This is a genomic window from Treponema socranskii subsp. buccale (genome assembly GCF_024181585.1).
In the GTDB taxonomy this organism is placed as follows: Bacteria; Spirochaetota; Spirochaetia; order Treponematales; family Treponemataceae; genus Treponema_D; species Treponema_D buccale.
This window is the reverse complement of sequence record NZ_CP054258.1, coordinates 1,104,480-1,130,200: the sequence shown is the minus strand read 5'-3', so window position 1 is coordinate 1,130,200 and position 25,721 is coordinate 1,104,480. Positions and strand designations below refer to the sequence as shown.

Genomic DNA, 25,721 nt, shown 5'->3' with positions numbered 1-25,721 from the left:
ACCTCAATTACTTTCCTCTCCGTTTTGCGCTTCGCTTACGGCTTCCGCTTTTCCCGTTTCGTCCGCCGTTTGAGAAGTCTGAACCGCTTTCGGAACGTCACCATCCCCTTCGGACGACGCACTTTCTTCCGAAACATCAGGCACAATGGCCGCGTACGTCACGTCTCCGATACGGACTGCAAGCATAAGGCGCGAAGCACCTTGAACGGGCGTCACTTTTCCCTCTTCGGAAACGGATGCAAGGACGGAGGCGGCGCGCGCTTCGTCTTCGGCCGTTCCGGCTTCTCCTATCCAATATAGCGAAGCGTGCTTTCCTTTTCGGACCTTATAATCGATACCTCCCGAAACGACTTTTACCGGCACTCCGTTTTCGCTTTTAACGACGACGAGGCGTCTTTCGGGAAAGAGATAAAACGAAGCCGTTTCGACTAAGGCTTCTCCCGCCTTTTGCCCCAAACGCTCATAACGCACGTCCCATAAACCGTCGCCGTCGGTATCCCACGAAACGGTTTTCGCACCGTCGGCGGCATATTCTTCGATAAAATCCGCAGACGCATCTCCGTCTCTGTCGATTTGAATCGCTTTGATATAGATGCCTTCGTCTTTCGAAGAGCCGAGTATGTTTTTCGAAACGCGAAGACGCTCTTCAGAAGAAAGATGCATCGCGTTTTCGGGATCGCTTCCGAAAACTTCGACGGTTTCGAAGACGCCGTCACCGTCGTGGTCGACGGAACGCGTTTTCGGAAAACCGTTTTCAAAAACGGCTCTCGCATACGCTTTGCCGCCCGCGTAATAATCGGCCGTCTGCACTTTTCCGTCGAGCACGTTGAATACGATATTCGCCCCCTCCCGCTCGGTCGACGGCACTTCATACTTCGATGCGGCAAGCAAAAGAGATGCGGTATCGGGCAGTGCGGCATCGTTTTTTACGACGGGAACGAAAAAATCCGTACCGAAATCGTCTTTGAACTCGCGAAGGACATCCATCGAAAAGGGCGACCACAAAAATGCGCCGTCGGCAAAATCGAATGACGATGTATGATCTTGCAAAGCCTGATCGGCAAACTCGACTTTTAAAACCGACGGATAATTTCCGTATTCGATTTTACAGTTCCGCATCGAAAGCGACACGGGAGCGCCGAAATCGCACAGAGCGCTCCATTCGTCGACGCCGTCGCTGTTTTTGTCGTATGAAATCGATGCGGGTCTCCCCCGTTCATAGCGGACGGTGAGGTTCGTTTCCAAATCGCCGTCCGTGTCGACCGTGAGTACGCCGCCGTAAGATGCGATGTGTTCGGCGAAAATGCGCTTTGCGTTTTCTTCGGTGAGGACACTTGCAAAGTCCGAAAGATCGCGGAGAGAAATCGTTTTATCGGCGAAATTAAAAAAATACGAAAGGGCTTCCTCCTGCGATATAAGTCCCGCAGATAAAGCGGCTCGTGCGTAGAGCGGATGCCGCTTGCCTGCCGCCGCAAAGGCTTGGAGCATACGCTTTTGCGCGTCGCCCGATGCAAAGAGGCATGCATAGATTTCAAGCTCGGCATCGGTGTGATCCAAGCGCGCCATGCGGGCAATGAGCGAATCGGCTATCGACTGAACGATGAGCGGAACGTCGCCGCCCCGCATCGCGTATTCGCAGCGGAAAAACAAAAGCGGAAAACGCATATCGTTCGAATAGATTTTACGCGCGCCGTTCACTTTGTTCCGCGCTTTATCGATCGTATCCGCACTCTTCATGCGGTAATACGCTTTTACTCTCACATATTCGGCATCCGCGGAAAAGATAAACGAAGGCTCGTCGAGTACGCTGACGGCTTTTTCATATGATCCCGTATCGCACAATAAATCCGCGTACAAAAGCCGAGCTCCGTCGCGGTTATAGCCCGTCCACACTCCTTCGGTAAGCGCCCTTTCTGCAAGCGGGAGAATTTCCGCACGTGGATGTTTAAGCTTTTCGAGCGCGGCCGCTTCGATATAATACAGGTCGGCGACAGTATCATCGTATGCGAGTCCCATCTTCGCCTGAGCAAGAGAGGCATCCCATGCGGACTCGGCAAAATAATCTTCGGCGAGTTTTAAAAATCTTACGGCGGTTTTTCTGTTCGCCGCGGCAAGCGCCTTATCCTCGGCAAAAAGGAATACGGAAAAATTAATAAAAACAATCGATACAAATACTGCGGCAAGCGCCGTCTTTTTCATAGTTCAAACCTCGATATCGTTTACGATCCAATCGCGCATGCCCAATACGCTTCCCCATATACACACGATCTTTTGTTCGGCCCTTGCAAGTTCCTGCACGATCGGGATGCGCTCTCTGTCGCGAGGAAAAACTTTCCAATCCGCGAAGATATCGGACACGGATTTTTCACCGCCTGAAGCCGTTGCAACGGAGTCGCCTGCCTGCCTGCTCCGTATGCAAAACGGAAGCGAAACGCACAGCACGGAAGATTCCCCCGCTTGCCCCTTGCAAAAAACAACTGCTTTTTTACGGCTAAATCCGCCGCAAGCATCGTCTTTTTGCTCGACACGGAGCAAACCGAAAGGCATTTCATAAGCGCCCGTTTTCCGTATTATAGCAGAAAATCCCGTGTCGGTCGCGTCCTTTTGTACTTTTTTTACGGAAATCGATTCGCATGTTATTTTAACGGAGATACCCGACGCCTCTTCAAAAAAAACTCCGAAAGAGGCCGCAGCGTTACAGATGCGCTCGATAAAACGATAAGGTACGCGCGCTTCGATTCCGATTTTATTAAAAGCGCGGTATAAAAGCCGCCTTTGAAGCGCACGGGGCGTGGAAGAAAAATCCGCTCTCGGCATACGCACGCCCTTCCCGCTTTCGATCCATAAAAAAGAATCGGCGAGGACCGTGAGCGCTTCGTCGTCGTCGTGCGCTTTTTTCGCTCCCGCTAAGACGGCGCTTTTCCATCCGGGAATAAGGGCGTCGAGGACGGGAACGAGGCGGCACCTGATTTTATTTCTGAAATACGACGTATCGCCGTTCGTGCCGTCGACACGCCACGGAATACGCTCAAGCGTCAAAAACCGCTCGATCTCGCGCCGAGAAATGCCGAGCAGCGGACGAATAAACATGCCGCGCGTTCTTTTTATGCCGCCCCCTCCGTCCGAGCCGCCCCCTTCAAAAAAACGCATGAGAAGGGTTTCAAGCTGGTCGTCTTCGGTGTGCGCGAGCGCGATAAAGGCGGTTTTTTTTTCTCGGGCGAATTCTTCGAACGCTTTATAACGAAGATGGCGCGCGGCTTCTTCCAAACCCTTTTTGCGCCTTTCCGCTTCGCCGAAAACTTCGCCCGGCAAAAACGTTTTGCACGTACAGTCGACGGGAAAGCCTTCCTTCAAAAAATCGGCGCACAGGGACTGTACGTAGAGCGCGTCCCCTTCGCTTTCTTTTTCGGCCCTGATATTGTGATTTATCGTGATGACGTGAAGCGCAATATTTTTTTCACGCGCGATGCGGGCAAGAGCAACGAACATCGCAACAGAATCCGCTCCCCCCGACACCGCAGCTCCGAGCGAAATCGAAGCGTTTTGAGGCGATGCGGCATCGAACGCGCCCACTGCCCTCGACGTACCTGCTTCATGCAAAACCGCCTGAGCTTCAGACGATGCGCCGCCGAACGCACAGTCCGTACACGAGTGCAAAGAGACGCGCACCCGCTCTATAAAATCGTCGATAAAATCATCGGCTGAGACACTATCGCTTTTCATGCACTCGGTATTTTAAAACAAAAACGGCCGCCCCGCAAGAGACAGCCGCATGCTTTTTTACCGCTCGTTCAGCGGGCGGGAGTAATACTCACGAGAGATGCGTTTTCGTCGGTCAGGACGGTCACGCCTTCGTTCAATTTCAAATCTTTTACACGGAACGTATCGCCGATGTTGAGAGAAGATACGTCCGCCGTAACGGACTGCGGCATCTTACGCGGCACCGCCTGTACGGTGATTTCCGGCAAATGCTTGAGCATATAGCCGCCCTTCAAAACGCCGGCGGGAGTTCCCGTATAGGAAAGCTTGAATTTTGCGATAAGCTTTTCATCCGCATCGGGCTCGAAAAAATCGGCATGGAGCACTTTATCCTTGAGGATGGCGTATTCCGTATCTTTAATAAAAGCATCGCGAGCTTCCTGTCCGTCTATTTTCAACGAAATGAGCGTCGTCGGCGTGATCGAACGCCACACTTTATTAAACTCAACTTCATCGATTTCGAGCATCGTCGACTTGCCCTTCGCATCGTACATGACCGCAGGAAGGCGGCCTGCAGCACGTAATCTTTTCGCCGCTGTTTTTCCCGTCGTCGTGCGGGTCTTTGCATTGATAACCAATTGATCCATTTTTAGGACTCCTTACATTAAAAAAACAGCAGAAGCTTTTCGGAATCCGCTGTTTTTCCGATTATTCGCTGGGACGACAGGATTCGAACCTGTGGAATACCGGCACCAAAAGCCGGGGGCTTACCGCTTGCCGACGTCCCAATAAAAAACTTTTGTTATATACTGCTGTCTACGGGAGACAGCGGAGCATCGTCGCCGGAGCCCGCTTCTTCAACGTGACCGGCGTTGTATTCATCCAACACTCTCTTTTGGAGCTCGGCCCTGAAATCAGGACAGATCGGATGCGCTATATCTTTATATTCACCGTTTGCGGTCTTTCTGCTCGGCATGGCGATAAATAAACCGTTTTTTCCTTCGATAATCTTTACGTTGTGCACAACAAAACAATTATCAAAAGTGACCGTTACATAGGCGCGTAATTTACCCTCGCCTTCCACCTTCCGAATGCGCAACTCCGTAATCTGCATACGTTCCTCCGTTTGTTGAAACGAGCTTAGGGGTCTGAAAAGGACGCACAACGAATGTTCCTTTCCAGCGCGAAGCCAGCACAGAGCGGACATTTTCCGCTTCCTCTTCGGAAGGGAAGATCCCGTAGACCGTGGAACCGGATCCGGACATTTCGGCAAACAAAGCGCCTTCCCGACGAAGGTCGTCCAATGCGAAGCCGATTTCCGGAAACCGACTTACCAAGTACGGAGTAAAACTGTTTGCAAAATTCCAGCTTGAAGCCGGAGTTTTGTATACGGTTTCCAAATCCGCATAAGCCGGGCATGGCACTATCTTTCCCGCCGCACGGCCCTCGTCGAAAAGCGCATAGGCTTCCTGCGTCGAGCTGTGAACGCCGGGAAAAACAAGCAACATAAACAGGTCATCACGCGCATGAATCGGTTTTACGATTTCACCGCGGCCCGTAACAACTGCACATCCCTCCGCACCGCACAATAAAAAGAAGAACACATCGCTGCCGATTTTTGACGCAATGCTTTCCAGCTGCCGAACGGAAAGCGTTATTTTATTCAACGCTTCGAACGCCCGTATGCATGCAGCCGCATCGGAAGATCCGCCGCCCAATCCGCCGCCGGAAGGGATTCGTTTTTCGAGCGCGACATGCACGCCGAAATCATCCATACCGGTAACCGAACGGAACGCGTTATATGATGACAAAATCGTATTGTCGCTCGGAAGATTCATATCTTCACACTCGACGATACAGCCTTTTTTTTCGGACGCGCGCACGACAAGCGTGTCGAAGAGCGTTACCGTTTGAAAAATGCTTTCGATCGTATGAAATCCGTTTACACGTCCCGGCAAAACATGCAAACCGATGTTTATCTTTGCCGGAGCGGTTACACAGACTTCAGTCATCATAAGTCGAATTATTATACAAATTTTAATCGGCTGTGTCAAATACGCGCAGGAGGTTTTTCCGTATCGATTTTTTTCGTCAGCGGATGAGCATCGCGTCTCCGTAGCTGAAAAAACGGTAACGCTTTTCTACGGCGATTTTATACGCATTTAAAATATGTTCTCGCCCGGCAAAAGCGCTCACAAGCATGATGAGCGTCGATTCGGGCGTGTGAAAATTCGTAAAGAGTTCGTCCGCGACTTTAAATCGAAAACCGGGATACATAAAAATATGCGTACTCCCCGACCCCGCTTTTACAAAGCCGTTTTCGTCGCATGAAGATTCGAGCGTTCTCACGGACGTCGTTCCGACGGCAAGCACGCGTCTCCCGCTCCGTTTTGCATCGTTGATCTTTTGCGCGGTAAGGTCGGGCACCGTGTACGCTTCTTCGTGCATTTTGTGTTTTTCGATTTCGCTTTCGCGTACGGGCAAAAAAGTTCCGAGCCCGACGTGGAGCGTCACCCACGCGATATCGATTCCCTTCTCTTTCAGACGAAAAAGCATATCTTCGGTAAAGTGAAGGCCGGCAGTCGGACAAGCTGCGCTCCCGGTCGTCTTTGCATACACGTTTTGATAGCGCTCCGCATCGGAAGCCGTATCGCCTCGCTTGATGTAAGGAGGAAGCGGTATGTGACCGTTTTTTTCAAACCAGCTTTCGGAAATCGGATCGTCAAAACGAAGATTTCGAAATTCCGTTCCGGTATCTTCTCCCTCGATAACGCCGAATAAGCCGTCCGGAAACGCGTAACGCATGCCGCGCTTTTGCTTTTTTGCGCCCTTTACCATCGTGCGCCACAGAAAGCCTTTTTCATCGATTTGATGTAAAAACATAAACTCGCATTCGCGGCCGGTCGTCTCTTTTACGCCGAACACGCGCGCACGGCGGACTCGGGAATCGTTAAAGACGGCAAGAGTGCCCGGCTCAAGCAAGTCGGGAAGATTGCGCATATCGAAGTGCGAAACGCTGCCGCTCTTCTTATCGAGGAGCATGAGTTTATCTTCGCCCCGTATACCCGACGGATGCTGCGCGACAAGCTCTTCCGGCAGATCAAAATAAAAGTCCGTCGTTTTCATGACGAATCGCTCCTTCGATGCCGAGATGTTTGTACGCTTTTTCCGTCGCAAGGCGGCCCCTGTTCGTCCGCTGTAAAAGCCCGCACTGAATGAGATAGGGTTCGTAGTAATCGACGAGGGTATCGAGCGATTCTCCGACGGATATCGCAAGCGTTTCCGCTCCGACCGGCCCGCCGCCGAAATTTTCGATAACCGAACGCAAAATCGTCCTGTCGTAGCGCTCAAGGCCGAGACTGTCGATTTCGAGGCGCGAAAGGCCGGCTTCGACGATATCCTTTGAGATCCTGCCGCGGCCGTCCACTTGCGCAAAATCGCGCATACGCTTGAGTACGCGGTTTGCAACACGGGGCGTTCCGCGCGAACACGATGCGATGAGAAAGGCCGCATCGTCGTCGACCGAAACGGAAAGCAGCTTCGCTGAACGGTGAATGATCGAAGCGAGCTCTTCGCCCGTATAATAATTCAAGTGCTCGATGATACCGAAGCGGCTGACAAGAGGCGTCGATACGCTGCCCGCCCGCGTCGTCGCTCCGACAAGCGTAAACGGAGGAATCGGAATGCGCACCGTGCGGGCTGCCGCTCCCTGACCGATCACCCAGTCGAGTTCGAAGTCTTCCATCGCGATGTAGAGCATTTCTTCGATCGCGGGCTTGAGCCGATGGATTTCATCGATAAAAAATACCGTCCGCGGCGTAATCGTCGAAAGGATGCCGACGAGATCCTTGGGTTTGTCGAGCGCGGGTGCAGAGGTTATCTTAAAATCCGCGCCGAGTTCGTGCGCGGTGATCTGGGCGAGCGTCGTTTTGCCGAGTCCCGGCGGCCCGATTAAAAAGAGGTGATCGAGCGCTTCTTCCCGGTTCCGCGCCGCGGCGATAAAGACCGAAAGATTTTTTTTCGTCGTCTCCTGTCCGAGAAATTCGTTTAAAAGCTGAGGGCGGAGTTTGTTTTCCTGTGCGTCCTCTTCACCTGAAAAATCGGCGCGGACGATGCGGGAAAAATCCTCCGGAGCGGAAAGGGACGGGGCAAGTGCTGCATTTTCATCGTGCATTTCAGCGTCGGTGCGTATTTTGCGTTTTCCGCTCATTGTGCAAGCTCCGTGAGGGCACGGCGGAACACCGCATCCTCTTTTTCGGTTTGTTTTTTCGCGTCCCAGCCGTCCGTCTTTGAAAGATTCGAAGCCGAAGATGCGACCGCACCTTCGCATATCTTTCGTTCATAGCCCATAGATACGAGAGATGCGACGACCGCTTCAAAGGGATTTGCGCTTACGCGGCGGGTATCGGGGGCGCCCGGAATGGTCAGTTTGCCTTTGAGTGCAAGCAGCATTTTCGCCGCGGTCTTTTTTCCGATACCCGGAATCCGCTCGAGCACGGAAACGTCTCCCTTGTCGAGAGCCGAAACGAGATCGCTTCCCGCGATATTCGTCAGAATCTTTACCGCAGCCTTCGGGCCGATGCCGTCGACTTTTAAAAGGTCGAAAAAAAGAGAGCGTTCTTCGTCCGACGCAAAACCGTAAAGCGACATGATATCTTGGGTATGCACGAGATACGTAAATATCCTGCCCTCTTCTCCGACGCGGGGAAGCGCATCGAGCGAAGAGCCGGGTACGGTGAGCATCCACTCGATGCCGTGCGTATCGATCGAAACCGTGTTTTGAGATTTTCCGGTAATCGTGCCGGTAAGGCTGTTGAACATGAGATCACTATATCACAAAACATTTGCATAGTGCAAATGCGTGAGCGCGCCCGCAAGCGCGTCGGCCGCGTGATCGGGCTTCGGTTCGGTTTCGAGCGCCAGGAGGAGTTTTACGTATTTTTCGACGAGAGCCTTGTCCGCAGCGGACGTCCCCGTCACCGCCTGTTTGATTTGATTGGGCGTATATTCTCCGAGTGAAATGCCGTGCTGAGCGATGCACAACGTTGCCACTCCCCGCGCTTCGGCAACTCCCATCGCGGAAGACGTATTGCGCGCAAAATACAGTTTTTCCATCGCCGCTTCTCCGGGAGAGAATTCTTCGATGATCGAACAGAGCCGTGCGTACAGCGCCAAAAGGCGTTCGCCGTGCGGAGTGCGGGCGGCGGTTTCTATGACGCCGTAGCTTACCATGCGGTAGCGGCCGTCTTTATAATCGACCACGCCGAATCCCGTCGATGCAAGTCCCGGATCGATGCCGAGCACTCGCCGGATCTTTTTGCCGGATCTTTTTGCGCAGACATTTTCCGTTCCCGGAAGCGGTTCGAAGCCGTACATGATTATTTTAAAACGTCCTCGCCTCGCCCCATCGCGTTCAATCCTGTTTTGGCAAATTCGAGGATGCCGTAAGGTTCGAGGAGGGCGATGAGGCTCGCGATTTTTTCTTCGCCGCCCGTCGCTTCGATGATCACCGAACCCGTGCTTACGTCGACGATGTGCGCACGGAAGATATCGCAGGTTCCGATGATCGCCGCCCTGCTTTCCGCACCCGCCTTTACTTTGATAAGCGCCATTTCGCGTTCGCAGGTTTTCGCAGGATCGCAGTGCTGAATCGAAATCACTTCGACGAGCTTTGCAAGCTGCTTTTCGATTTGATCGAGGATGTATTCGTCGCCCTTTACGACGATCGTCATGCGCGACTGTTCGGGATTTTCGGTCGCGCACACGGTAAGAGAATCGATGTTGTAACCGCGCCTCGAAAAAAGTCCCGATACGCGGCTCAAAACGCCCGCATGATTTTCCACGAGAATCGATATCACGTAATTTTTCATACAAACCTCATTGCCGCGCCTATATCTTTTTTCTGCTTTCGGCGTAAATGCCGAGAAGCCGCACGTCTTCGGCTTCCGCTTTGAGCGCGGTCATCACACCGTCGACGTACGAAGCGGCGTCGCGCTCGTCTTCCGGAAGCTCCGCGTCAGCATAAAAGCGGTAACGCCACGGCTCTCCGTGAATCGGACGCGATTCGAGCCGCGTCAAATTGAGACGGGACGACTGAAACACGCCGAGACAGCTGCACAGCGCGCCCGGTTCGTTTTTTACGCAGAACATAAACGACGCAGTATTCGGCTTTGCGCTCCACGCTTTATAATTTTTATCGGCCGTCCGCTTCCCGCCGTCCGAATCGACAAAGTGATTCGGGGCAATAACGACAAAGCGCGTATAATTTGCCGCATCGTCTTCGATAGAATCTTTGAGCACTTCAAGATTATAATAATCGGCGTTGACGGCGCTTGCGATTGCGGCGTTTTCTTTCGACGCGAGCTCGGCGACTTCGCTCGCAGCCGTCGCCGTAGAAACGCATTCGATTTTGTTCCAATTATAACGACGGAGAAATTTCGAACACTGACTGAGCGCCTGCGGATGCGAATATACCGTTTTTATCGAATCGAGCGACGCGCCCTTTACGCCGAGCAGCGAATGCTGAATGCGAAGCAGCACCGAACCGACAATGCTTACGTCTTCAAACTGCGTCAAGTTATCGTAGTTTTCGTACACCGACCCCGCAAGCGTATTTTCGATAGGCACCATGCCGTAATCCGCTTCTCCACTTGCGACCTTTTGAAAAATTTCGCGGAACGAATCGACCGAAAGAGAAGCCGCTTCTCCGTCGAAATAACGCGATATCGCCTGCTCCGCATAAGCGCCCCGCTTTCCGCTGAACGCGCAGACAACGCCTTCGTGCGATTTTTTTGGCCCGGACTCTTCGCTCTTTTTTTCCGCGTTCCTTATACGCACGAGCGATTTTCCGACGACGGGCGAAAGCGCTTCTATGTCGCGCATGAGTTTATCGAACTGTTCGGGATACAGCGACTGCGCTCCGTCGGAAAGCGCTTTATCGGGATTGCAGTGCACTTCCACGATGATCCCGTCGGCTCCTGCGGCGACGGCTGCGAGAGCCATAGGAGACACTTTATCGCGGATGCCGAGGGCATGACTCGGATCGACGATAATCGGAAGGTGCGTCATACTCCGCAAAATGGGGATCGCCGAAAGATCGAGCGTATTGCGCGTCGCCCGCTCGTACGTGCGGATACCGCGTTCGCACAAAATCACGTTTTTGCAGCCCGACGAAAGGAGGTATTCCGCGGACATAAGCCACTCTTCGATCGTCGCTGAAAGCCCGCGCTTTAAAATCACCGGCTTGTCGATTTTTCCGAGCCGCTTTAACAATTCGAAGTTTTGCATATTGCGCGCGCCGACTTGGTACACGTCGACGCCGTGAGCTTCCATAACGGGAATGTACTCCGACGCGACGACTTCGGTAACGACAGGCATACCGTACGCATCGCCGGCTGCTTTTAATAATTTTAAGCCTTCTTCGCCCAAGCCTTGAAACGAATACGGAGAAGTGCGCGGTTTATAGGCGCCGCCCCGCAGCATGGCCGCTCCGCTTTTTGCAACGCTTTCGGCCGCACACATCATCTGCTCTCTCGATTCGACGGCACAGGGACCTGCGATCGCCGTGATGCGCATGCCGCCGACTTTGACAACTTGACCGCGGTTCGAAAGGATTTCGACGACGGTGTTTTCGGGCTTAAACTCGCGGCTCGCCATCTTGTACGGTTTTGAAATCGGGATGACGCGCTCGACGCCGGAAAGTATTTCGACTTCACGCGGATCGACTTTGAGTTTGCCGACGGCGGCGATGATCGTCGCTTCTTCTCCGACGATTTCATTCGTTTTAAAATCGTTTTGAGCGAGAAAGAGCGCGAGCTTTTTTCTGTCGTCTTCGGAAATATTCTTTTTTAAAACGATAACCATAGCGCACCTCCGCCGATATTACAACAATCTTTATTTTTCGGGATTAAAACTTACCGTACGCAAAATATCTCCGAAAACGCCCGCCGCCGTCACGCCCGCACCCGCTCCGTAACCGCGCACGGTAAGCGGAATGGGCTGATAGCGTTCGGTGTGAAATACAAAGGCGTTTTCCCCGCCCTTTACGCCGTAGAGCGGATCGTCTTTGCCGACTTCGAGCATACCGACGGTATAGGTGCCGTCTTTAATCGACGCACCCATGCGGAGCACTTTGCCTTTTTTTCGAAGATCGGCGATCTTTTTATGAAAATAACCGTCGACTTCTTCGAGCTTTTTCATAAACTCTTCGACCGTACCCGACGAATCGAAAGAATCGGGAAACACTTTGTTGATTTTGACATCGTCGAGTTCGATCGCAGCCCCCGCCTCTCGTGCGATGATAAGCGCTTTTCGGGCGACGTCCATACCGTTTAAATCGTCGCGCGGATCGGGCTCGGTAAAGCGGAGCTCTTTCGCTTCGCGTACCGCTTTGCTGAACGGCACGTCTTCGTCGAGACGGCCGAAAATATACGAAAGGGACCCCGACATGATGCCCGTAAAGCCCGTAAGCTTATCTCCGCTTTTAAATAAATTCTGCAGCGTGTCGATGATGGGAAGCCCCGCCCCGACGTTCGCTTCGTAGAGAAAGCGGCGTCTCATGCCGTTTGCGATTTTCCGCAGCTCGCGATAATAATCGATCTTCATCGAATTTGCCCGCTTGTTCGGCGTTACGACCGAAAGACCGGCTTTGAACAGATCGATATAGCGTTCCGGCAAATCGTAGGAAGCGGTACAGTCGACGAACACGGGATTGAGCGGTTTCGTCTCTTTGACGAATTTAATAATTTCATCGACGCTCGACTTCTGCGGCATCTCTTTTATTTTTTCCCGCCACGACGCAAGGTCTATACCGTCGGCTTCGACGAACATTCCGTCGACCGTCGAAATCGCCATAACGCGGATATCGACGTTTTCCGAAAGCAGCTTTTCCCTCTGGTCGCGGATTTGGTCGAGAAGCGCGCCGCCGATCGTTCCGGCACCGAACACAAACACTTCGATAGTCTGCGCCGTGTTGAAAAAGAAACGGTGAGCGGCGCGAACGGCGGTGTCCCCGTATTCGCCGAGCACGACGCAGGACGTACAGCGCTCCGACGAACCTTGCGCGATCGCAATGATATTGACGTCTTGAGAAGCGAGCGCGGAAAAAAAACGTGATGCCACTCCGCGCTTTTGAATCATGTTGTCGCCGACAATCGAAACGATTGCGCAATTTTTTTCCGCCTCTATCGGGTTGATGACACCGTCGCTTATTTCGAGTTCGAATTCCGCTTTCAACGCATCGATGGCGCGGTCGGCTTCCGTATCGCGGATGCAAAACGAAATCGTATATTCCGACGACGACTGCGTGATGAGCAAAATCGAAATCGATGCGCGAGAAACGGCGGCAAAGATTCTGCTTGCCATACCGGTTCTTCCGCGCATATTCGTTCCGCTCACGCTTATCATCGCCGTGTTTTTCAAACACGAAATGCCGCGAACATCTCCGACTTTTTTTTCGCTTTCAAAAGGGCCGCGTCCGATCCTCGTGCCGCGGGCATCGGGACGGTGACTGTTTTTGCTCCACGCTTCGATATCCTTTGCCGCAAGCGGCGCGATCGTTTTCGGGTGAAGCACTTTGCTTCCGAAAAATGCGAGTTCGAGCGCTTCTTCATAGCTCATATCGTCGACGAGGATCGCGTCCTTTACGACGCGCGGATCGGCAGTATAGATACCGTCGACATCCGTCCAAAATTCCACTTTCGAAGAACCGAGCGAAGCGGCGACGATCGAAGCGGAAAAATCGGAACCGTTTCTGCCGAGCAGTCCCGGAACGGGAGCGCAGCCCGTGCCGCGTATCCACGAGCAGATAAAGCCGGGAAACAATAAAATGCGCGTTTGCGATTGATTTTCTCCGTCGCGGTACGGCAGCATCGCTTCGGCGCACTTCGCGTAGTCGGGATCCCCTTCTCTGTGATTGCCCGTCGTAAAGATGAATTTTCGCGAATCGAGCAAAATGACGCTCTGCCCTTTTGCGAGCAAAACCGCTTTCATGATCGGCGCGCTTAAAAGCTCTCCCATACCCATGATGCGGCAGTGAACGGTGCCCGGGCATTCGCCGAAAGACACGCAGCCGGTTAATAATTTTTCGTATTCTTCGAAAATCGGCGCAAGCTCTTTTAAAACCGACGCGGCACTCAAACCCGGAAGTTTCGACTGAAGCTCTTCGCAGATATCCGAGTGAATTTTTCTCAGTTCGTGAACGAAATTTTCCGCATGCATGCCTTTTACGCACGCGTCGATGCTTTCCTGCAATTTATTCGAAACGCCCGCGACAGCGGAAACGACAACGCTTACGCGCCCTGCTTCCGCGCGAGAGATAATAATGTCCGCGGATGAAAGGATGCGGCGTGCGCTTTCCATCGACGTGCCGCCGAATTTTAAAGTAATCATAATCTTCCTCTTAAAGAATAGTTACTATGATAACAAAAAGGACGTGCGTACTCAATATGGGGAGTTAACATGGGGAGATTTGTTATTGTACGAGGGCTTTTCTGCTTTCCGCAAAAGGTATTTTATACGAAGATTCCCTTTTACGATCGCGGACAGATCCCTTGATGTGATATAATCAAACTATAGTGGAAGCCTGTCAATAGTTTGTTATATTTAATAGAGGTAATGACATCTGAAAGATGGGAGGTTTTTATGTTTATTGAAATTCGACCTTATGAAAAAGAGCGTTTATCGGTGCATTTTAAAGCTGAGGGAGAAAATTTTTCCAAAATTCTGCAATCAATAAAAAAAGTACCTAATAGGGCTTGGATTCCGGCCGGATGTTTTTGGATTATACCTGCCGACCGTAATTCTTGCGATATTTTATTAAACAACCTTTATAATGAAGGTCTTTTCAGGGCTGATTCCTGCTTTGATTTTAAAAATTCTGAACTTAATAATACTGAGTCTTTGAATACCGAAATTATTGGAGAAAGGAATAATAATACTGCAAGCGATGTTCAGTGTATTTTAAATAAGTTGGAAGAAGTTATTACTGCCAAACACTACAGTAAGCGTACAATGGAGGCCTACAGCTATTGGATAAGCCGCTTTATCCGAGAACATGAGGATAAAAATCTTAAAACTCTTTCCGATACGGAAATAAATTCTTTTGTGAGCCGTCTTGCAGTGAAGGAAAAGGCTGCCGCTTCAAGCCAAAATCAGGCTCTTGCGGCTCTTTTGTTTCTATATAAAAACATATTAGGCTTAAATATAAAGACTCCTGAAAATATAGTCCGTGCTAAAAAACCTAAAAGGCTGCCTGCCGTAATGACCCGTGAGGAAACTGCAAAGATATTCTCTCTTTTGCCTGAAAACGATTACGGGCTTCTTATCCGTTTGCTTTACGGAACCGGAATGCGGCTTATGGAAGCCTTGCGGTTAAGAATTCAGGATATTGATTTTAGGAAAAACGAAATTACTGTACACTGCGGAAAAGGTGCGAAAGACCGTAAAACCGTACTGCCTGTTTCGCTTAAATTTCCGCTTCAAAAACATTTGGAAAATGTCCGGCGTATTCATGAGGCAGACTGCAAGGACGGTTTCGGTTCGGTGCCGCTTCCGTTTGCTCTTGCAAAAAAATATCCCGCTGCAGGTAAAACGTGGGCGTGGCAGTGGGTGTTTCCTCAAGCACGCCGATGGCGTAACAAAGAAACCGGCGAGCAGGGGCGGCATCATATCGATCCTTCGGTTATTCAGCGTACTCTGCATGAAGCTGTTTTACGGTCGGGTATTCCGAAGCCAATCGGCTGCCACACGTTCCGCCACTCATTTGCAACACATCTACTGAAATCCGGTTACGATATCCGCACCATTCAAGAACTTCTCGGTCACAGCGATGTTTCAACCACTATGGTTTACACCCACGTCCTCAACCGCGGCGGTCTCGGCGTTCAAAGCCCTATCGACCGAATGTGATTCGCCTTTATCCCATTTAGTGAAGATAGGCCTAATCCGGCTGTTGATGATGTGTTACGACAGACATTATGGTAGAAAGATGAAGCTGCTTGGTGAGGTGCCAGTTTAGATTGAAAATGCGTAGTTTGCGTGATATAATGAGGAAAGGTTGAAACAATGTGAGACGTACGCCTAATGGCGGTAGGATAAGGTTTAGTGAGATTGACGTTTCTTGAGGTAGGCGGAGACAGAACTAATCTATAACATTTATTTTAACGATAACGAAAAAAAATAAGTTTAGAGGAAATAAAATGAATAAAAAAGTAGTATTTTTTAATTTGATGAACTTACTAATAACCTTTATTCTTGCTATGATATTCGGAGGTGCTACACAAAATATCAGAGGTAATGAATTACTATTAGGCTCTGTTACAATGGTTACAGTACAATTATCTCCATTGATAACAACTTTAATTTTTAGAAAAAAATATAATGAAAGAAAATTTTATGCTTATAAATTAAATAGATACTCAGTAATAGCTATTATATTTCCAATAACACTGATTTTACTATCTTCATTTATACTTGATTTAATGGGAATACCGTATGTTAAATCAGAATACACGGGGTATTTGTTACTAATTGGTATTATAGCTACTATTGTCGGATCTATTAGTGAGGAAATTGGTTGGAGAGGAACTTTATTACAAATTTTTGAAAATAAATATACTTCGTTTACCGGTTCACTATTTGTTGGAATACTTTGGGGGGCATGGCATTTCTTCAAAATAATGAACGTCGGATTCGTAGGATACCTATTATTTATCCCTACGGTTATTATGCTTAGTATTTTTATCACATATTTTTATAAGAAATCAAAAAACAATATTTTAAATGCAATTTTTTATCATACTTTTTTTAATTTATCAAATATGATTCTTTTATTTAAAAGAGAATCAATACAATTATATTTAACTATATTAGGTGTATCTGCATTGTTACTCATATTATTGTTTATGTATGATAGAGAGTATTTTAAATTAAAAGCATAGAAATTTCGGGAATCGGGAACAGGAAAAATGGATAAAATTTTTCTAGTCACTATAGACAGGATGTGATTTTGCTTTGTTCCGTTTAGTGAGGATAGGCCTAATCTGCCGATTGTTGATTTATTCTTATGAACAGTTATGGTAGAAAGATCTGATTTTTTGATCCGCAGCAATTTAGATGGAAAAGCATAGCTTTTTGTGATATTATACGGAAAGGTTGAAAGGATGTTAGACCGATGCTACGCACGGGGAATAAAATAAAAGGAGATTTGAAAATGCCTAGAGGTGAAGCCGTATTCTATGTTGGACGTGTTGTAAAAACCGGATTCGATACCAAAGAATTTATTGGAGCATTAATAGATTCAAAGCCTTTTTATAATAATGAAATCGTTTGGAGTATTATTGAAGTAGAACAAGTAACATTGGAAAATCAAGTATATATAAAAGGGGAACTAAGCAAAGCAAGACCTGATGCTAGAGTTACTGTATTGAATACAGAACTAAGTAAAAAAGAAGAAAAGGAAGAGCCACGTCTTGTACAAGGAATTAGTGAGTTTGTTTATTTACCAGAGTTCTCAGGGATAGCATTTCGAAGTATTCCAAATCAAATTGAACCAAAAGCATTTATTAGGATATTTTCCAAAATAATTGAAAATACTCTTGGAAACTTTTTTATTCAATGTGAAATTAAAATGCTTGACGACTTAAGAAGTTTTTATGATCGTCTATCTTTAATGGATAGCATTGAAGTTATAAAAGCGAGGGTAAAGCCTCCAAATCCTCTTTTTGGAAAATTATGGGAATCACTAAAAAAGTATTTAAACGATAGAAAATTAGATGAGCTTCAATTGAAAGAAATAGCTAAGAAGAAAGGAATTAATACAAAGATTAAAGAATTGATTCAGCTTATTTTAGAAGGAAGTGAGCAAAAAATACAAGAATATATTGCAGAAAATCAAATTAGTTTAACAGATCTTGCGTTGTTGATGTCTCTAGATGGATATGGAGATGGTCGTCTGGATGGTAAGCAAGGACAGAAACACTTCTTCATAAAAACACACGAAAAAATTGTCCACTTTTCTCTTCCGACCGAACATGATTTTACAGCAATATATAATGAGACAAATATTATACTAAAGGGAATTAGTGATGAACGTTATATGGAACATTAAGAAAATTGCTAAGGCAATCTTCATTAGTGTAGAATTTATTTATTTAATAATAATGATAATAATGAAAATGTTTAATATTACATTTTTTTCGAAATTTGGTATTTTCATTTACAGTTCTTACTCCATTGTAAGTTTTTTCACATTAGGATTTCCGATTGCTATTTTTATTTATGCAATGACACTTCAAAATGTATTATTACAACCTCAAGAGAAATTATCAATTCTTGTTGAATGGCCAGATTATCAAGAATATAAGATTACTACATTTATTGGTTTACTGTTTTGTATTTTACCAATTCCACCAACATTTATTTCATGGATGATGAAAGACTATTATTTAGAATATGATTTAGGATTTTTCTACTTATTATTAATCGGAATTAGCTTGATTTCAGTAGTATCTATGTATTTTGCGAAATTTAAAATCAAAGAAATATTAAGTAAAATCGAATAAAGAAATTTGTCTAACACCCGCTTCAACCTGACATTGCGGACGAGCCGCATAACCTGCGCTATTTTGTCAACACAAAATTATTACAAGATTAAGGTGTAAAAATCTATGCAACCTGTTCGCATCCCGGTTCATCGTACCGGAAACATATATACATTTCATCAGGAACGTTGTAGTCCAGCGCCTGATGAAAGCGCGCCGTGTTGTAAAACTTGAAGTAGGCTTCTACTCCCGCCTTCAGCTCCTTCATCGTCTCGTAGCGTTTCAGGTAGATATCCTCGTACTTGAGACTCCGCCACAGACGCTCGATACGGATATTGTCCAATGCTCTGTCTTTTCCGTCCATGCTGATTTCGATGTTGTTCGCTTCCAGCACGTTGATAAAACAATCCGCCGTAAACTGACTTCCCTGATCCGTGTTGAAGATCGCAGGGCAGCCATATGCTTCGATCGTTTCTTTCAGAAGGTTTGCGTACTGCAGCGCGTCCATCGTATTGAACACCCTCCAACTCAACACCTTCCTTGAAAACCAATCGATTATCGCCATCAGGTAAACGTTCCCTGTCGGCAGCTTTATGTACGTGATATCCGTCGACCATACTTGGTTCGGATATCTGATTACCTTGTTTTTCAAAAGACACGGATATTTCTTGTGATATTTACAAGCCTTTGATAGATTTTTACCCGGATATACCGCAGAAACTCCAAACCTCCTCATCACGCGGCGCACCGTCGATTGTGTAGTCTGCCCGCCACGATTGTTTATCTCTCGCCATAGCTTACGGTAGCCGTAATATGGCTTTTCATACAGAATCTCCTTTATTTTCAGAAGCAGTTCGAAATCCTTTTTGTCTCGTTCCGATTTCACCTCGTAATAATACTGACTTCTGGAAATCCCGAGCAGCCTGCATTGCCGTGTAATGCTTACTGACTGCTCTAGTGGATCCACGCAGGAGGCTCGATTCCGTAAATCTGTTTGTACTTTTTTTTTAGAAAATCAAGCTCCACTTTCTGTTCTCCGATGGTTTTCAGAAGTTCGTTTTCCTGTTCCTCCTGTCGACGCACCGCTTCCGATTTTTTGTTCGGACGCTCAAAAATATCTGCCATGCCGCTGATCGCCTGTGCTTTCCACTGTGAAATCTGATTCGGATGTACTCCGTATTTTACAGCAATTTCCTGAATCGTTGATTCCTCCCGAAGCGCCTCTAGCGCAACTTTTGCCTTGAAATCTTTACTGAATGACTGTCTTTTCTTTCCCATTGTGTAAACCGCCTTCTCTTTTTTATCGGTTGCTTACACCTTAATCTACTTCCTTTTTTGTGTCGTTTTTCTCGTTCAGTTTAGCAAATGCAGGTTAAGCGGATGTTAGGTTGACGCCTTCGGCGGGCAAGAAAGAAGATTATTTACACATTAAAGATAAATGTGGTAAATATATATATGTAATAATCGAGAGGAGAAAAGGCCAGAAATGAACATATAAGATTTATATAAATTATATTCACCATAATAATTATAGGAGTTTTATATGTACGGTCCTCAACCCAATGAAATACACCCCATGAAAGGGTTTGATCAAGTATGTTTTATTAAGAATATAATTACTAATCCAAATATAATCGTTGGTGATTATTCGTATTACGATGATCCGGTAAATTCAGAAAACTTTGAAAATAATGTTCTGTATCATTATCCATTCATTGGAGACAAATTAATTATTGGAAAGTTTTGTGCCATTGCCCGAGATGTTAAGTTCATAATGAATGGTGCAAATCATAAAATGAATTGTTTCACAACATATCCATTTTCAATATTTAGAAATGGATGGGAAAAAGTAACACCGGAAATGGAAGAGTTACCAATTAAAGGGGATACGGTAATTCAGAATGATGTGTGGATTGGTTATAATTCTTTAATAATGCCCGGAATAAAGATAGGTAACGGTTCAATAATTGCATCAAATTCTGTTGTAGTAAAAGATGTAGAACCATATTCAATCGTTGGAGGAAATCCTGCAAAATTAATACGAAAAAGATTTGATAATGAAATTATTGATCTTTTAGAAAGTATAAAATGGTGGGATTGGCCAATAGAAAAAATAACGACAAATCTTGAGATACTTACCTCAAATGATGTAAGTAAATTACGAGAAATTAGTGATATGAAAATCACCTAACACCCGCTTCAACCTGACATTACGGACGAGCCGCAAATGCAGGTTAAGCGAATGTTAGACGGATTGCCCAGTGGGCAACTTTTCCCTTTTACCATTTGATTGTAGTAGAAAACAATGCTATAATAATACTGAAGTATGCATGTATACGGAGGTTTGTATGGCAAATGCAACATTAGTACAGCTAAAAGTCGATTCAGAAATTAAAGAAGATGTTTCAAGAATATATGAAAATTTAGGGTTGGATTTACCGACTGCAATAAGAATTTTTTTCAAGAAAAGTATTGCTGTGGGAGGATTACCGTTTGAATTACGAGAAGAAAATACCAGATGGAAAATATATGATCAAGTTCGAAAAAGTATTCAAGACAATAATGTTCCGGAAATGTCGCTTGAAGAAATAAATGCAGAAATTGCTGAAACCAGAAAACAGGTATTCGGCAAATGAAAAAATATGTTGTTATTGATACAAATGTTTTGGTTTCTGCATTGATAACACGGAATGAAAATGCTCCAACTGTAAAAATATTGAAATATCTTTCTCAAATAGAATACTGCCGGTATATTCTTCGGATATAGTAAAAGAATACTATGAAGTTTTAAGAAGAGAAAAATTTAAATTATCTGATGAAATTGTATCGGCTTTAATAAAAGATATAGTCAATAATGGATTAGAAGTAAGAAATGTTGTTGAAGTCAAGGAAGAAATGCCGGATCCGAAAGATGTAATATTTTATGCAGTTACATTGACAACAAGAGATAAAGATACATTTTTGGTTACAGGGAATGGAAAACATTTTCCTGCAAAATCTTTTATAGTAACACCGGCTAAATTAATGGATATACTTGAAAAAAATTAAAGTAACGTCTAACACCCGCTTCAACCTGACATTGCGGACAAGTCGCAAATGTAGGTTAAGCGGATGTTAGGTTCACGCTTTCGGCGGGCGAGGAAAAATGGGAAATAAGTATTTTGAATCTCATGAATGGAATGTTTTTTTAGATCGAACATTTGGTCCATTATCATGGATATATAATTCTGAAAATGTTTTTGAAGGAAGTTGTTTTATTCTAAAACATCTTGATAGATTCTTTGTTGTAACTGCTTTTCATGTAACAGAGAATAATAAGTTTATTCTTATCCCCTTTTTTTATAATTACGAAGATGGACCTTGTGATGGATTGGTTAAATCATGGAAAATATTTCTTAGAGAAAATATTAATTATTGGTTTGATTCAATTTTGGATATTGCAATAATTGAGATAGCAGATATTCCATACAAAGGAATAGAACCAGTTCAAATTAGTAATTTGTCTAAAAAGATTGATAAATCAAATTGGGTACACTATTGTGGATTCACTAAATCGCATGTTAATCAAGTAAGAAAAAATGAAAAGTCAAAGAAACTAAAGAATGAAACAACTGGAAAATTACTTTTTTATCCTTTTCATGTACTACAACCCATAATAAGCTTTGATGAAAAGTATATTTATGGTGAGTATAGCAATAGACTTCCACTTTATTCGGAAAGTGATAAAGTGATAATTGAAAAACTACCAAAACCTATTGGCCTTAGTGGAAGTGCTGTATGGAAATTTGATCTTTCAAATAGTAATGAAAATCCAGAGATAATTGGTATAGGGATAGAATATTATGATAGTAATCAAACAATTAAGATATTGAGATCTGAGATTATTATTGATTTCATTTATAAAAAAATTACCTAACACCCGCTTCAACCTGACATTGCGGACGAGCCGCAAGTGCAGGTTAAGCGAATGTTAGATGGACTCGTGCTACTGCACGAGCTGAATTTTTAGGTATAAAGCTAGATTTAATATTAAAAAAAAGTATAATAGAGCTATGAAACCTAAAGAAAAAAAAGAGATTTTTAATTTCTTAGAATATAATAAAAACATTCTCCAGTCCTATGGCGTAAAAAAAATAGGTCTTTTTGGTTCTTATGTACATAATCAACAAAATAAAAATAGCGATATTGATATATTAGTAGAATTCCATGCTGATAAAAAAAATTATAATAACTTTATAAATTTAGTTTATTACTTGGAAGATAATTTGAATACAAAAATAGATTTATTAACCATAGAAAGTTTAAGTCCTTATATTGGTCAGAGAATACTCAATGAGGTTGAATATGTATCGATCAAATGAAGAGTTATTCAAGCATATTTTTGATGAAATCACTTTTTTGGAATCTGAAACAAGGACCATATCAGAAGAAGTATTTTTAAAAGATGAAAAAACGCAACGAGCTTTTGCACGAAGTATTGAAATTATCGGAGAAGCCGTTAAAAATATTTCAAGTGATGTAATAATTAAATATAAAGAAGTTCCATGGAGAAATATTGCCGGTATGAGAGATAAACTCATTCATGGTTATTTTTCCGTTGATTATGAAATTGTGTGGGATGTTGCAAAAAACATTATTCCTGAATTTAAGAACCAGCTGATAAAAATTATGGATACAGAAAAAAGAAAAATGACAATTAAAGAAATAATAACAGAAATCAATAAAATAGAAATAGATATTGCTGATTTTATAAGTAGTTACAAAAGTGAACAACTTGTCAGTAATTATGATGATTGGAATTATAAAGATGTCATTGCGCATCTTTTGGAATGGATTATGTTTTCAAAAAATAAACTAAACGCTATTGTACATAACCAAGATTTTCAAGAAATAAGTAATATCGATATATTCAATAAACAAAATTATATAAAAAATAAGAATAAGCATATTACAGAATTACAGAAGAAACTAATCTTTGAACTGAATGAATATAAAAATATTGTGCTGCTGTATCCAGAAGCGGATTTACAAAGAAAAGATTTGCCAATAGGTTTTTCATTTGAATTATGGCGGTATATGGTAATGGATACTATTATACATCCTGTAATGCATTTATTATATTATTTAATTAAAACAAAAAACTATAAGTTATTTTTCAAATTGTGTAAAAAATATAATGAAATATTTTATTGTTATGCAAAAGGAAATATTGAGGTGTATTCTTTTTATGAATATATTGAAGATAGTAAAAAATTTATTGAGAATATAAAAGAATTAGGCGAGCAGTATAAAAATGATGATATGATACATGCAGTTTTAAAAGCCAATAAAATAGATGAAAACATCTAACACCCGCTTCAACCTGACATTTGTTTTGTCACGAAAGTTGCTGGAGACGGTCGCTGCTACGCAGCTTCCTTTTAATGCATTTTCGCGCCAACTTTGTCGCCGCTAATCGCGTCGGCAAAGGCATAAATGCAGGTTAAGCGGATGTTAGGCGGATGGTGTAGTGCAGTGCTAAGGAAAGATATATGGATAATAAAATAAAAAAGCAGCATTATGTTCCACAGTTCCTTTTAAGGAATTGGTCTGAAGATGATTCATCAATTAAAGTATTTTTATTAAAGGGAAATAAAAGAATAGAAAAAGCTCCAATTAATGAGCAATCTCAAAAAAAATATTATTATGGGAAAGATCAAAAAATAGAAAAACTATATGGTTCTTTAGAAATCGATGCAAGTGCAGTAGTTAAGAAAATACAGAAGAGAGAAGAATTAACGAAAAATGATATAAGAATTTTAAAACATTTCATTGCAATTCAGCATACACGGACTCCAGGAAAAATAGATGAATTTAATGATATTTTAACAGAAATGTCAAAAGATATTTTACTTAAATCTCATAAATTTGATGATGAAAAAAATGCAATAGATAGTGTAAAAGTAAGTATTAATAATCATCAGATTTGGCAATTGTTAATGTATCTACAGAGTTTTCTTTTATATACAGATTTACGATTTATAATTTTAGTATCAAATACTACAAATAAATTTGTAATAGGACAGGATCCGGTAATAATTACAAATAAATTCCTAGAAGAAAGACATTGGGCTAATTCAAAAAAAGGTCTTGGTTTGAAAGGTGTAACAATTTTATTGCCTATTTCACCAGACTATGTAATTTGTTTTTATGATAACGAGTCATATTCAATTATTGGAGAAAAAAAGTATCATATATTAACAGACGAAGAAATCAATAATTTAAATATGTATCAATTTTTAAATACAAAAGATTCAATATATTACAAAAATTTTAAAGAATCATATCGAGAATATAATTTTAAAACAACGGAATATCGAAATAATTCTCAAGCATCACTTAAGTCTTCTCCAATTATTGAAAATAAACAAATAGTTCAAACAGGTAGTAAAAATTATCCAATAAAACCAGTACAAAATTTTTTTGCAATAAAAGAAAAAGTTTGGAAATTACCATTAATGTATTCAGAATTAGAAAGACAAGGAGCAAAATTAGCTCAAGAATATATTAAAAAAGATCCAAGATTATCCAAAATTATTAATATTTAATATATAACACCTAACACCGTTTTCAAAGCCGACAACGCAGGCAAGCTGCGTTGCGGTTTAAAACCATGTTAGACGGATTGCCCAGTGGGCAACTTTTTCCTTTTACCATTTGATTGTAGTAGAAAACAATGCTATAATAATACTGAAGTATGCATGTATACGGAGGTTTGTATGGCAAATGCAACATTAGTACAGCTAAAAGTCGATTCAGAAATTAAAGAAGATGTTTCAAGAATATATGAAAATTTAGGGTTGGATTTACCGACTGCAATAAGAATTTTTTTCAAGAAAAGTATTGCTGTGGGAGGATTACCGTTTGAATTACGAGAAGAAAATACCAGATGGAAAATATATGATCAAGTTCGAAAAAGTATTCAAGACAATAATGTTCCGGAAATGTCGCTTGAAGAAATAAATGCAGAAATTGCTGAAACCAGAAAACAGGTATTCGGCAAATGAAAAAATATGTTGTTATTGATACAAATGTTTTGGTTTCTGCATTGATAACACGGAATGAAAATGCTCCAACTGTAAAAATATTGAAATATCTTTCTCAAATAGAATACTGCCGGTATATTCTTCGGATATAGTAAAAGAATACTATGAAGTTTTAAGAAGAGAAAAATTTAAATTATCTGATGAAATTGTATCGGCTTTAATAAAAGATATAGTCAATAATGGATTAGAAGTAAGAAATGTTGTTGAAGTCAAGGAAGAAATGCCGGATCCGAAAGATGTAATATTTTATGCAGTTACATTGACAACAAGAGATAAAGATACATTTTTGGTTACAGGGAATGGAAAACATTTTCCTGCAAAATCTTTTATAGTAACACCGGCTAAATTAATGGATATACTTGAAAAAAATTAAAGTAACGTCTAACACCCGCTTCAA

The 25,721-nt window shown here is 43.8% G+C and carries 26 protein-coding genes, 1 tRNA gene and 1 pseudogene; 13 read left to right on the top strand and 15 right to left on the bottom strand.

The features are described from left to right. Window positions 1–3 precede the first annotated feature (3 nt). The 13 genes from HRI97_RS04950 to thrA form a co-directional block, all read right to left on the bottom strand. A complete protein-coding gene (locus HRI97_RS04950; RefSeq protein WP_253727042.1) occupies window positions 4–2,199 on the bottom strand; it encodes a tetratricopeptide repeat protein in 2,196 nt (731 codons plus the stop codon). A gap of 3 nt (window positions 2,200–2,202) precedes the next feature. Continuing rightward, window positions 2,203–3,723 (bottom strand): tRNA lysidine(34) synthetase TilS, encoded by a 1,521-nt coding sequence (gene tilS, locus HRI97_RS04945; RefSeq protein WP_253727040.1) that lies wholly within the window; start codon window positions 3,721–3,723, stop codon window positions 2,203–2,205. 68 nt (window positions 3,724–3,791) lie between these two features. Further along, a complete protein-coding gene (locus HRI97_RS04940) occupies window positions 3,792–4,346 on the bottom strand; it encodes a 50S ribosomal protein L25 (protein WP_180485998.1) in 555 nt (184 codons plus the stop codon). 68 nt (window positions 4,347–4,414) lie between these two features. After that, window positions 4,415–4,487 (bottom strand) — tRNA-Gln (locus HRI97_RS04935). Between the two features lie 14 nt (window positions 4,488–4,501). After that, complete coding sequence (gene spoVG, locus HRI97_RS04930; RefSeq protein WP_253727038.1) at window positions 4,502–4,813, bottom strand: septation regulator SpoVG; 312 nt, start codon at window positions 4,811–4,813, stop codon at window positions 4,502–4,504. Continuing rightward, complete coding sequence (gene ispE, locus HRI97_RS04925) at window positions 4,767–5,714, bottom strand: 4-(cytidine 5'-diphospho)-2-C-methyl-D-erythritol kinase (RefSeq protein ID WP_253727036.1); 948 nt, start codon at window positions 5,712–5,714, stop codon at window positions 4,767–4,769. Before ispE ends, spoVG begins: the two co-directional genes overlap by 47 nt. Window positions 5,715–5,790: 76 nt before the next feature. Continuing rightward, the gene (gene queA, locus HRI97_RS04920; RefSeq protein ID WP_253727034.1) at window positions 5,791–6,825 is read right to left on the bottom strand and encodes a tRNA preQ1(34) S-adenosylmethionine ribosyltransferase-isomerase QueA; all 1,035 of its coding nucleotides are present in this window, start codon (window positions 6,823–6,825) and stop codon (window positions 5,791–5,793) included. Next, entirely contained in the window at window positions 6,800–7,873 is a 1,074-nt protein-coding gene (gene ruvB / locus HRI97_RS04915) for a Holliday junction branch migration DNA helicase RuvB (RefSeq protein ID WP_253727295.1), read from the bottom strand. The genes queA and ruvB overlap by 26 nt, the downstream gene beginning before the upstream one ends. 32 nt (window positions 7,874–7,905) lie before the next feature. Beyond that, entirely contained in the window at window positions 7,906–8,520 is a 615-nt protein-coding gene (ruvA, locus tag HRI97_RS04910; RefSeq protein ID WP_253727032.1) for a Holliday junction branch migration protein RuvA, read from the bottom strand. A 12-nt stretch (window positions 8,521–8,532) separates the two neighbouring features. Beyond that, window positions 8,533–9,075 (bottom strand): crossover junction endodeoxyribonuclease RuvC, encoded by a 543-nt coding sequence (gene ruvC, locus HRI97_RS04905; protein WP_253727030.1) that lies wholly within the window; start codon window positions 9,073–9,075, stop codon window positions 8,533–8,535. 2 nt (window positions 9,076–9,077) lie between these two features. After that, window positions 9,078–9,569: an acetolactate synthase small subunit gene (gene ilvN, locus HRI97_RS04900; RefSeq protein ID WP_253727028.1), complete on the bottom strand. Its 492-nt coding sequence runs from the start codon at window positions 9,567–9,569 to the stop codon at window positions 9,078–9,080. A 19-nt stretch (window positions 9,570–9,588) separates the two neighbouring features. After that, window positions 9,589–11,562, bottom strand: a complete 1,974-nt coding sequence (gene aroF, locus HRI97_RS04895) for a 3-deoxy-7-phosphoheptulonate synthase (RefSeq protein ID WP_253727026.1) — start codon at window positions 11,560–11,562, stop codon at window positions 9,589–9,591. A gap of 30 nt (window positions 11,563–11,592) precedes the next feature. Next, the gene (gene thrA, locus HRI97_RS04890; RefSeq protein WP_253727024.1) at window positions 11,593–14,088 is read right to left on the bottom strand and encodes a bifunctional aspartate kinase/homoserine dehydrogenase I; all 2,496 of its coding nucleotides are present in this window, start codon (window positions 14,086–14,088) and stop codon (window positions 11,593–11,595) included. Between the two features lie 252 nt (window positions 14,089–14,340). Here thrA and HRI97_RS04885 point away from each other — a divergent pair, with 252 nt between their 5' ends. The 4 genes from HRI97_RS04885 (at window position 14,341) to HRI97_RS04870 (ending at window position 18,260) form a co-directional block, all read left to right on the top strand. Further along, the gene (locus HRI97_RS04885) at window positions 14,341–15,606 is read left to right on the top strand and encodes an integron integrase (protein WP_253727022.1); all 1,266 of its coding nucleotides are present in this window, start codon (window positions 14,341–14,343) and stop codon (window positions 15,604–15,606) included. A 290-nt stretch (window positions 15,607–15,896) separates the two neighbouring features. Beyond that, window positions 15,897–16,637, top strand: a complete 741-nt coding sequence (locus HRI97_RS04880; protein ID WP_253727020.1) for a CPBP family intramembrane glutamic endopeptidase — start codon at window positions 15,897–15,899, stop codon at window positions 16,635–16,637. A gap of 272 nt (window positions 16,638–16,909) precedes the next feature. Then, window positions 16,910–17,806, top strand: a complete 897-nt coding sequence (locus HRI97_RS04875) for a hypothetical protein (protein ID WP_253727018.1) — start codon at window positions 16,910–16,912, stop codon at window positions 17,804–17,806. Between the two features lie 67 nt (window positions 17,807–17,873). Further along, on the top strand, window positions 17,874–18,260 hold the full coding sequence (locus HRI97_RS04870; RefSeq protein ID WP_253727017.1) for a hypothetical protein: 387 nt from the start codon (window positions 17,874–17,876) through the stop codon (window positions 18,258–18,260). Window positions 18,261–18,363: 103 nt separating this feature from the next. On the opposite strand, the gene HRI97_RS04865 is transcribed toward HRI97_RS04870, so the two are convergent. Further along, window positions 18,364–19,206, bottom strand: a complete 843-nt coding sequence (locus tag HRI97_RS04865) for an IS3 family transposase (RefSeq protein ID WP_253727016.1) — start codon at window positions 19,204–19,206, stop codon at window positions 18,364–18,366. After that, the gene (locus HRI97_RS04860; protein WP_253727015.1) at window positions 19,194–19,517 is read right to left on the bottom strand and encodes a transposase; all 324 of its coding nucleotides are present in this window, start codon (window positions 19,515–19,517) and stop codon (window positions 19,194–19,196) included. The genes HRI97_RS04865 and HRI97_RS04860 overlap by 13 nt, the downstream gene beginning before the upstream one ends. A gap of 265 nt (window positions 19,518–19,782) precedes the next feature. Here HRI97_RS04860 and HRI97_RS04855 point away from each other — a divergent pair, with 265 nt between their 5' ends. The 9 genes and pseudogenes from HRI97_RS04855 to HRI97_RS04815 all read left to right on the top strand — a co-directional run bounded on the left by HRI97_RS04855 (window position 19,783) and on the right by HRI97_RS04815 (window position 25,697). Continuing rightward, window positions 19,783–20,430, top strand: a complete 648-nt coding sequence (locus HRI97_RS04855; RefSeq protein ID WP_002678614.1) for a Vat family streptogramin A O-acetyltransferase — start codon at window positions 19,783–19,785, stop codon at window positions 20,428–20,430. Between the two features lie 157 nt (window positions 20,431–20,587). Then, complete coding sequence (locus HRI97_RS04850) at window positions 20,588–20,875, top strand: type II toxin-antitoxin system RelB/DinJ family antitoxin (RefSeq protein WP_187419710.1); 288 nt, start codon at window positions 20,588–20,590, stop codon at window positions 20,873–20,875. Between the two features lie 259 nt (window positions 20,876–21,134). After that, window positions 21,135–21,287 (top strand): hypothetical protein, encoded by a 153-nt coding sequence (locus HRI97_RS04845; RefSeq protein ID WP_253727011.1) that lies wholly within the window; start codon window positions 21,135–21,137, stop codon window positions 21,285–21,287. Window positions 21,288–21,384: 97 nt separating this feature from the next. Continuing rightward, window positions 21,385–22,155, top strand: a complete 771-nt coding sequence (locus tag HRI97_RS04840; protein WP_253727014.1) for a hypothetical protein — start codon at window positions 21,385–21,387, stop codon at window positions 22,153–22,155. A 136-nt stretch (window positions 22,156–22,291) separates the two neighbouring features. Then, window positions 22,292–22,600 carry a nucleotidyltransferase family protein gene (locus HRI97_RS04835; protein WP_002673432.1) on the top strand — a complete coding sequence of 103 codons (309 nt, stop codon included), beginning with the start codon at window positions 22,292–22,294 and terminating at the stop codon, window positions 22,598–22,600. Beyond that, window positions 22,584–22,928, top strand: a pseudogene (locus HRI97_RS12615) (HepT-like ribonuclease domain-containing protein); the annotation flags it as partial. The gene HRI97_RS04835 and the pseudogene HRI97_RS12615, both read left to right, overlap by 17 nt. Window positions 22,929–23,770: 842 nt before the next feature. Then, on the top strand, window positions 23,771–24,826 hold the full coding sequence (locus tag HRI97_RS04825) for a DUF4238 domain-containing protein (protein WP_253727012.1): 1,056 nt from the start codon (window positions 23,771–23,773) through the stop codon (window positions 24,824–24,826). Window positions 24,827–24,997: 171 nt separating this feature from the next. Next, window positions 24,998–25,285: a type II toxin-antitoxin system RelB/DinJ family antitoxin gene (locus HRI97_RS04820; protein ID WP_187419710.1), complete on the top strand. Its 288-nt coding sequence runs from the start codon at window positions 24,998–25,000 to the stop codon at window positions 25,283–25,285. A 259-nt stretch (window positions 25,286–25,544) separates the two neighbouring features. Then, window positions 25,545–25,697: a hypothetical protein gene (locus HRI97_RS04815; RefSeq protein WP_253727011.1), complete on the top strand. Its 153-nt coding sequence runs from the start codon at window positions 25,545–25,547 to the stop codon at window positions 25,695–25,697. Window positions 25,698–25,721: the final 24 nt, after the last annotated feature.